The organism is Methanophagales archaeon, from assembly GCA_021159465.1.
In the GTDB taxonomy this organism is placed as follows: Archaea; Halobacteriota; Syntropharchaeia; order Alkanophagales; family Methanospirareceae; genus G60ANME1.
In genome coordinates this window covers 20,099-27,328 of the sequence record JAGGRR010000069.1, presented here as the reverse complement: position 1 = coordinate 27,328, position 7,230 = coordinate 20,099, and the positions used below count along the sequence as shown (strand labels likewise).

7 protein-coding genes, 1 tRNA gene and 1 rRNA gene are annotated in these 7,230 nt (G+C 47.3%); 5 read left to right on the top strand and 4 right to left on the bottom strand.

All coding sequences use genetic code 11. The features are described from left to right. Positions 1-13: 13 nt before the first annotated feature. Both J7J01_03870 and rrf read right to left on the bottom strand, forming a co-directional pair. A complete protein-coding gene (locus J7J01_03870; GenBank protein ID MCD6210019.1) occupies positions 14-220 on the bottom strand; it encodes a response regulator transcription factor in 207 nt (68 codons plus the stop codon). A 139-nt stretch (positions 221-359) separates the two neighbouring features. Next, positions 360-481: ribosomal RNA gene (rrf, locus tag J7J01_03865) — 5S ribosomal RNA — on the bottom strand. A 378-nt stretch (positions 482-859) separates the two neighbouring features. Here rrf and thiD point away from each other — a divergent pair. From thiD to cfbB, 4 genes are read left to right on the top strand one after another with little or no spacing between them, the layout of a single operon-like run. Next, a complete protein-coding gene (thiD, locus tag J7J01_03860) occupies positions 860-2,251 on the top strand; it encodes a bifunctional hydroxymethylpyrimidine kinase/phosphomethylpyrimidine kinase (protein MCD6210018.1) in 1,392 nt (463 codons plus the stop codon). Positions 2,252-2,271: 20 nt separating this feature from the next. Next, positions 2,272-3,159: a diaminopimelate epimerase gene (locus J7J01_03855; protein MCD6210017.1), complete on the top strand. Its 888-nt coding sequence runs from the start codon at positions 2,272-2,274 to the stop codon at positions 3,157-3,159. 15 nt (positions 3,160-3,174) lie between these two features. Continuing rightward, positions 3,175-3,735 (top strand): UbiX family flavin prenyltransferase, encoded by a 561-nt coding sequence (locus J7J01_03850; protein ID MCD6210016.1) that lies wholly within the window; start codon positions 3,175-3,177, stop codon positions 3,733-3,735. Further along, a complete protein-coding gene (gene cfbB / locus J7J01_03845; GenBank protein MCD6210015.1) occupies positions 3,732-5,165 on the top strand; it encodes a Ni-sirohydrochlorin a,c-diamide synthase in 1,434 nt (477 codons plus the stop codon). The genes J7J01_03850 and cfbB overlap by 4 nt, the downstream gene beginning before the upstream one ends. A 37-nt stretch (positions 5,166-5,202) precedes the next feature. Here the strand turns inward: cfbB and J7J01_03840 are convergent. Both J7J01_03840 and J7J01_03835 read right to left on the bottom strand, forming a co-directional pair. Then, positions 5,203-5,276, bottom strand: a tRNA-Trp gene (locus J7J01_03840). 64 nt (positions 5,277-5,340) lie between these two features. After that, entirely contained in the window at positions 5,341-5,826 is a 486-nt protein-coding gene (locus J7J01_03835; GenBank protein ID MCD6210014.1) for a hypothetical protein, read from the bottom strand. Positions 5,827-6,019: 193 nt separating this feature from the next. Between J7J01_03835 and J7J01_03830 the strand changes: the two genes are divergently transcribed. Then, positions 6,020-7,219: a molecular chaperone DnaJ gene (locus tag J7J01_03830; GenBank protein MCD6210013.1), complete on the top strand. Its 1,200-nt coding sequence runs from the start codon at positions 6,020-6,022 to the stop codon at positions 7,217-7,219. The last annotated feature ends 11 nt before the right edge of the window (positions 7,220-7,230 follow it).

Sequence of the window (7,230 nt, the reverse complement as noted above, 5' to 3'; positions counted from 1 at the left end):
TTCTCAAACCAGTCTATATGGGCATGGGCAGCTGACATCGAATGCTCTCTTTCATTTTTACTTCTCTTATTATTTCCTTCACCTTTCTCCCCCTCTTTCTTATTGGCAAATACTCCCCGTGTGTGAGCCAGTAAGACCATACCCTCTTGACCGTTGAAACGCTGACCCTCATCTCAAACGCTATCTCTCTGTTGCTCTTTCCGCTTCTCTTGTGTCGCACGATGTATCTTACCTTCTTCTCTGTTCGTCTGCCGTAACCTATTAGTTGTTTGGGGGTATTTAAAGTCAAATTTTTTGGGACTATACAGTGGATTAGTGGAGAGGGAAAATTTGATCAAAGAAACTAATTTTTGTGTTTGGCATAGCAGCGACCCTTAGTTCCCGAGTGCTCGCGCAACTCAGTACAGTAAGGGACGCAGACGGGCTTATCTGCCGGGTTCGGGATGGGACCGGGAGTTTCCCCGCCGCTATGGCCGCTATGCCAATACCTGTTAACTTAATACTTCTATATTAATAAAAACCTTTCTTTAAAAAACCTGTCTAAAATGCGAGGAATACCATGAGATCTCATGGCATGGGATTGCAATAGCAGACTATGCTCAGATTGCGGTAAGCAGTACACCACAATGGGCAAAGACGCTTAGCCGTAAGATGTTCAACGTGCCTCATAGACACGCAGTGATGACCCTTCCAGACAAATTACGTCCGGTGCTGTCTGACCAACCAGAAGAAGGCTTTACCAAAGAGATATCCCTATATAGTTTATGTACTACAAAATAACTTCTTAAATTAATCCTTGATAAGGTGGAGACCGCGGGTTCAAATCCCGCCCAAGGCTCTTACACGGTAAGATAGTAAGATGGTAATGAAGAGAATTGTCACCATTGGTGGCTCAGATAGCAGTGGCGGCGCAGGAATACAGGCTGACATAAAGACATTCTCCGTTCTTGGCGTTTATGGTACTTCTGTAATCACCGCTGTTACCGCCCAGAATTCTAAGGGCGTGCAGGATAAACTGGAGATACCTGTTGAATTGGTGAACTCACAGATCGAGTCGATAATTGGCGATATCGGGGTGGATTATGCGAAGACAGGGATGCTCTCTTCATCTACGGTGATAATGGCAGTAGCAGCACGGCTGAAAGAATATGCGGTGCCTTTCGTCCTTGACCCTGTGATGAAAGCAGGTTCAGGCGGCACACTGATAGATTCCGCAGCAGTAGATACGCTCGTGAAGCATCTGTTGCCACTGTGTAGGGTTGTAACTCCGAATATAATGGAAGCATCGGCTATCTCAGGTTTGGAGATAAAAACACTGTCAGATATGAAAGAAGCAGCCATTGCGATACATGAAAAGGGCGCTCCCGCAGTGATCATAACGGGCGGGCATCTCGAGTGCGAAACAGGTGCGGATAGAGCAACAGATTTAGTATACGATGGTGATGGATTCAAGGAATTAACACTGGAGTATATAGAACTAAGACCAGGACCCGCGCAGGGTACGACTAAGGCTAAGTCTAAGGCCAAGGTACTGCATGGCAGTGGCTGTTCTTTCTCCGCTGCTCTGGCTGTAGGACTGGCGAAAGGGTACGATTTATCTGCGGCAGCGGTAAAGGCTAAAGCATTCGTTCATGATAGCATCATAGCCAGTGATACAATCTCCAATTATATGGTTGTGAATCCCGCACGCAGGATGCGAATAGATGCAGACAGATACAGGGTGCTGGAAAACCTCAGAGAGGCAGTAGGGCTATTGAAACGTACAAGAGGCTTTAAAGAGGTCATACCCGAAGTTGGAACGAACATAGGTATGGCGATAGAGGGAGCCACAGGTATAGAGGACATAGCAGCGGTGGACGGCAGGATACATCCCACTCATGAAGGCATACACCTGGGTTGTATCGAGTTCGGTGTGAGCAGTCACATAGCGCGGATGATACTGACGATGATGAGGTACGAACCAGATAAGAGGAGTGCTATCAACATTAAATATACACCGGAACTGGTTTCAGCATGTGAAAATGCCGGGTTGCGGTTAGCGTATTTTGAGCGTGATAAGGAACCCATGGGAGTGGAAACGATGGTATGGGGTATAGAAGAAGCGCTGAAGCAGGGGAGCAGAGGCAAAAGCAGGGGCAGAGCTCCTGATGTCATCTTCGACCGTGGTGCATACGGTAAAGAGGCGATGATAAGAATCTTTGATACCACTGCAGTTGGAGTGGTGAAGCGATTGAGAAGGTTGCTGAGCTAATGGAGGAGCTGAAGAAAAAGATGAATAAGACGAAAGAGAGGAAGAGGATTAAATTCACGAAGATGCATGGCTGTGGCAATGATTTCATAGTGATAGACGAGCATGAGGCGGAGGTGATACCAGAGCGTTATAAGGAGAAACTCAGTAGGGAATTGTGCAGGAGGAAGCTCTCAATAGGAGCAGATGGCATCATCTTTGTCTGCAAGCCTGACCCTGGCTCCGGTTATGAGACGCAAATGCGGATATTTAATGCAGATGGAACAGAGGCGGAGATGAGTGGAAACGGTATGCGATGCTTTGCCAAATATGTATATGAGCGAGGGCTGGTTCACGGGCGACGGATGAAGGTGAAGACACTGGGCGGTCTGGTGGTGCCGGAGGTGAAAGACCTTATTGATGGACGAGTTGCCACGGTAAGGGTGTTTATGGGCAAACCCCGGTTTGAGTGGTTGAATAAGCCTTTATACGTGAATGGGATAGGCGAGATAAAATTGACATCCCTGAGTCTTGGTAACCCCCATGCTGTTGTCATTCTTAACTCCTTTAGCGATCTTGATGTGGGTATGGCGGGTAAGAGCATCGAAACGCATCCTGCTTTCCCTAACAGGACGAACGTGAATTTCGTGTTATTGGGGTCGGGGGATAGGGACAGGGACAGGAATGAGATAACAGTGAGGACATACGAACGAGGCGTAGGGGAGACGCTCTCATGTGGAACTGGTTCGACGGCTTCTGTGCTCGCATTGAATGAACTCGGTATCATCAATGCTTCCACACCGGTAACAGTCCATACGCGAGGTGGTGATTTGAGCGTGGAAGTGAAAGAAGAGGGTGCATACCTTACAGGACCAGCGGAGGAGATATTCGAGGGTGTATTCACATTACAATTACAATTACATTATGATTAGAATTAGAATCAGATTATGAGGTTGATAGTAGGAATAACAGGAGCGAGTGGCGCGATATATGCGAAGAGATTGCTGGAGATGCTTCATGAGCGAGGGGTGGAGATTGATTTGATCATCACTCCGTATGGGCGCTACATAATAGAGTATGAACTTGGAATAGGGGTGAAGGAGATAGAGAAGTTTGCAACGCGCCTCTGGGACGTTGATGATATGGCTGCTGACATTGCAAGTGGCACACAATTGTGTGACGGAATGGTAATAATACCATGTACGATGAACACAGTGGCAAAGATGGCACATGGGATAGCAGATAATCTGCTTTTACGCGCATTTGATGTGATGCTGAAGGGTAACAGGAGCAGGAGGATAATCATCGTGCCCAGGGAGACACCGCTGAATGAGAACCACCTGGAGAATTTACTAAGGATAAAGCGAATGGGTGTGACGATTATACCACCGGTGCCTGCCTTTTATTACCATCCAAAATCGGTTCAGGACATGGTGGACTTTATTGTGGCGCTTATTCTTGACCAGTTCGGCATAGCGCATACAGTACCGAGATGGAGGAAGCCATGACGATGATGGATATAGATATACCAAGGGTGGTGATTGCGGGAGACCGAAGTTCGGCAGGTAAGACAACCCTCTGCATCGGGCTGTTGAGCCTGTTACGCGAGCGTGGTTTACAGGTTCAGGGCGTCAAAGTCGGGCTTGACTACATAGACCCTGGATTTCATACACTCGTCTCGGGCAGGCAATCAAGGAATCTTGATGGCTTCCTTATGTCGCCGGAGGTGGTGAAGGAGCTGTTTGGAAGGGCTTGTGAAGATGCGGATATAGCGATTATAGAAGGAGTGAGAGGGCTTTACGAGGGTTTGAACTATTACGATGATGTGGGTAGTACCGCCCAGATAGCGAAGATTCTCCAGTGCCCGGTTATACTGGTGGTGGATGCTGCGAGCATAACGAGGAGTGCTGCCGCACTGGTCAATGGATACAGGAGTTTTGATCCCGGAGTCAACCTATCAGGTGTTATCTTGAATAATATCGGGAGTTCACGACATGGAGAAAAGGCGGAGCGTGCAGTGGAGGAGTATTGCGGGCTTAAAGTAATAGGGAAGATACCATGGAAGAGCAATCTGGCAATCTCCATGCGGCATCTTGGCTTGATTACCGCAATGGAATGTAAAAGCCGCTGGGACGATTTCAATAGCGTTCTGAAGAGCATAAAAGAGACTGTAGAGTCAAATCTGGATATATCCGCAGTACTGGAGATAGCAAATACCGCGCCCGCACTGAAGCTGCCAGAACCGAGACTATTCCTGCATAAGCATCATACTCATACACGCCCTCGAGTAAGGATTGGAGTTGCTTTTGATGAGGCTTTCAATTTTTACTACCATGATACACTCGATTTACTCAGGCAGGAAGGAGCGGAGATTGTCTATTTCAGCCCAATAAGGGCAAGAAGGCTGCCAGAAGGACTTGATGCTCTCTATATCGGCGGCGGCTTCCCCGAGATCTATGCCCGCGAGCTGGCTGCGAATACGCAGATGCGACGGGCTATCAGGGCTTTCCACGATGCTCATGGCGTTATGTATGCTGAATGCGGTGGATTGATGTATCTCTTAGATGAGCTTGAGTATGGTGGTGATACTTTTGAGATGTGCGGTGTGATAGAGGGCAGAGTGAAATTTCGTGAACGGAGATTGGTGAACTATGTGGAGGGAGAATTTAGAAGGAGTTGCATTCTCGGTAGTCGAGGCATACGGTTCAAAGGGCATGAGTTCCACCGTTCAGTGATAGAGCTCGGGGATGAGAATAAAAATAAAAACCAGTTTGCATATCGAATGCTGAGAGGGGAGGGCATCTATGAAGGACTGGACGGGCTAATAACGAATAACTGTCTCGCTTCTTATACACATCTGCATGCAGCCTCGTATAGAGAATTCGCACCGAACTTCGTTGAGAGTGCAAGAAGAGCAAGAGGGCGGTCACAGAAGTAGTAAAGAGAATCCTATCAAAGCATAGAAGTATGAAGTATGGGGTCGGTGCGATTTGAACGCACGATCGGCGAGTCTGGAGCCCGCTGCCCTACCGGACTAGGCCACGACCCCTTATCACCCATTATTATTTTTGTTTTTTATAATAAAAATCTTCCCTGTACTGTATCATCCAATTTTAATTTTGTATGATTTCACGAAGTGGGAGGCATTCTATGAGTTCCATATCCGTGTCATCATTGGGCTCCCTGTCGGTTCTTTGTGTGGATATAACCTTATACTTCCTCTGTGCTCTGCTCCCTTTCCTGATTAAAACACCCTCAGAATGCAGACTCGACAGATAGGTTGATAAAGTACTGAGTCGAATATCCACACCGTATACCTCTTCATATATTCGTTTTAACTCTGAAGAGGTGAACCAATCGCGGGGTGCCTTCTTATCATAACGGAGGAAATATTCCAATCTGCCCTTTATCGTGAGGTCCTCATTGTCCACATCATAAGGGTCAATACCCGAAGGAGAAGGTATTTGGTCCTCCAGGAACCGCACAATACTCCTTATTGTGGTAGATTTGAACGCTTCATTCATCAAATCACCCTCTCGCTCCATAGAAGTCTTCACGCCCTCTTCGTTCGTCACTTCCACGCGCACCTTCAGTACCATCGCTATCTGTTCACGTATTCAATGAATATATGAAAGGTAGATCTATGCTATATATAAAGGATATGGTAGAAGGGGTGGAGTGACCATACATTTCCACTGGAGTGAATGCGAGAATAGGTGAAGAGATGGAAAAATATTTACATTGATAAAAGATAAAAAGGAAAAAAACATGGGAGAAGCGGAGGACTGAGAATTGGCACAGGATAAGGATTATTACGAGATTCTGGGTGTAGATAGAGGAGCATCAGAACAGGAGATAAAACGCGCTTATCGCAGATTGGCGAAGAAATATCATCCTGACCTGAATAAGGATAATCCGAAGGAGGCAGAAGAGAAGTTTAAGGAGATCTCTGAGGCTTATGAGGTACTGTCAGACCCCCAGAAGAGGGCAAATTATGACAGATTCGGACATGCCGGCGTTGACTTTGGTCCCGGTGGATTCGATTGGTCGAAGTTCACAAGGTTCAGTGATATAGAGGACATATTCAGGGATATATTCGGCGCAGGTTTTGGCTTTGGCGGCAGGGGTAGAGGAGAGAGCAGCAGCATATTCGAGGACCTCTTTGGTGCCGGTGGATACCGGAGCGCTGCTGAGTATCCGGAGAGGGGCAGGGATATCAGGTATGACCTGGAGATAGAGTTAGAGGATGCAGCACGGGGTATAGAGAAAGAGATAGAGGTGAGCAAAAAAGAAACCTGCCCGGATTGTAAGGGCACCGGAGCGTCAAATGGGGGCTTGCAGACCTGCCCTGCATGTGGCGGCACCGGTGAGATAAAGCGAGTCCAGAGGCAAGGGTTTGCTCAATTCGTCTCCATTACCACCTGTCCGCGATGTGGGGGCAGGGGTAAAGTGATAGAGAAGCCTTGCAGTACCTGCGGTGGAAGTGGTAAAATAAGTGTGAACAAGCGTTTATCAGTACGAATACCGCCTGGAGTGGATACCGGTAGTAGATTACGGATACCGGGAGAGGGTGAAGCGGGTGAAAGAGGCGGTCCGCCCGGTGATTTATACCTGGTGATACATGTAAGAGAACATGAAATCTTCAGGAGGGAAGGGGAAGACCTGTATTGTGATGTCCCTGTAAGATTCGCTCAGGCGGCTCTCGGGGATGAAATATGGGTGAAGAACATATATGGCGATGAAGTGAGGTTGAAGATCCCTCCGGGTACACAATCGGGTACCATCTTCCGATTAAGAAACCAGGGCATGCCGGATTTAAAGGGACATGGACGGGGTAACATGATGGTCAGGATAAAGGTAGTAACACCGAAGAAGCTGAGTAAAAGGCAGAAAGAACTGCTAATAGAGTTTGATAAGGAGGAAGAGAAGCAGAGTAAGAGGGGTACTTATTCTACCTCTACCTTCTGGAAGAGAAGAAGAAAGATTAACTAACTTTATATAGG

Excerpts from the sequence above, each read along its gene's own strand:
- thiD (MCD6210018.1), top strand. The coding sequence starts at position 860 with ATGGTAATGAAGAGAATTGTCACCATTGGTGGCTCAGATAGCAGTGGC.
- J7J01_03855 (MCD6210017.1), top strand. The coding sequence starts at position 2,272 with ATGAATAAGACGAAAGAGAGGAAGAGGATTAAATTCACGAAGATGCAT.
- J7J01_03850 (MCD6210016.1), top strand. The coding sequence starts at position 3,175 with ATGAGGTTGATAGTAGGAATAACAGGAGCGAGTGGCGCGATATATGCG.
- cfbB (MCD6210015.1), top strand. The coding sequence starts at position 3,732 with ATGACGATGATGGATATAGATATACCAAGGGTGGTGATTGCGGGAGAC.
- J7J01_03835 (MCD6210014.1), bottom strand. The coding sequence starts at position 5,826 with ATGGTACTGAAGGTGCGCGTGGAAGTGACGAACGAAGAGGGCGTGAAG.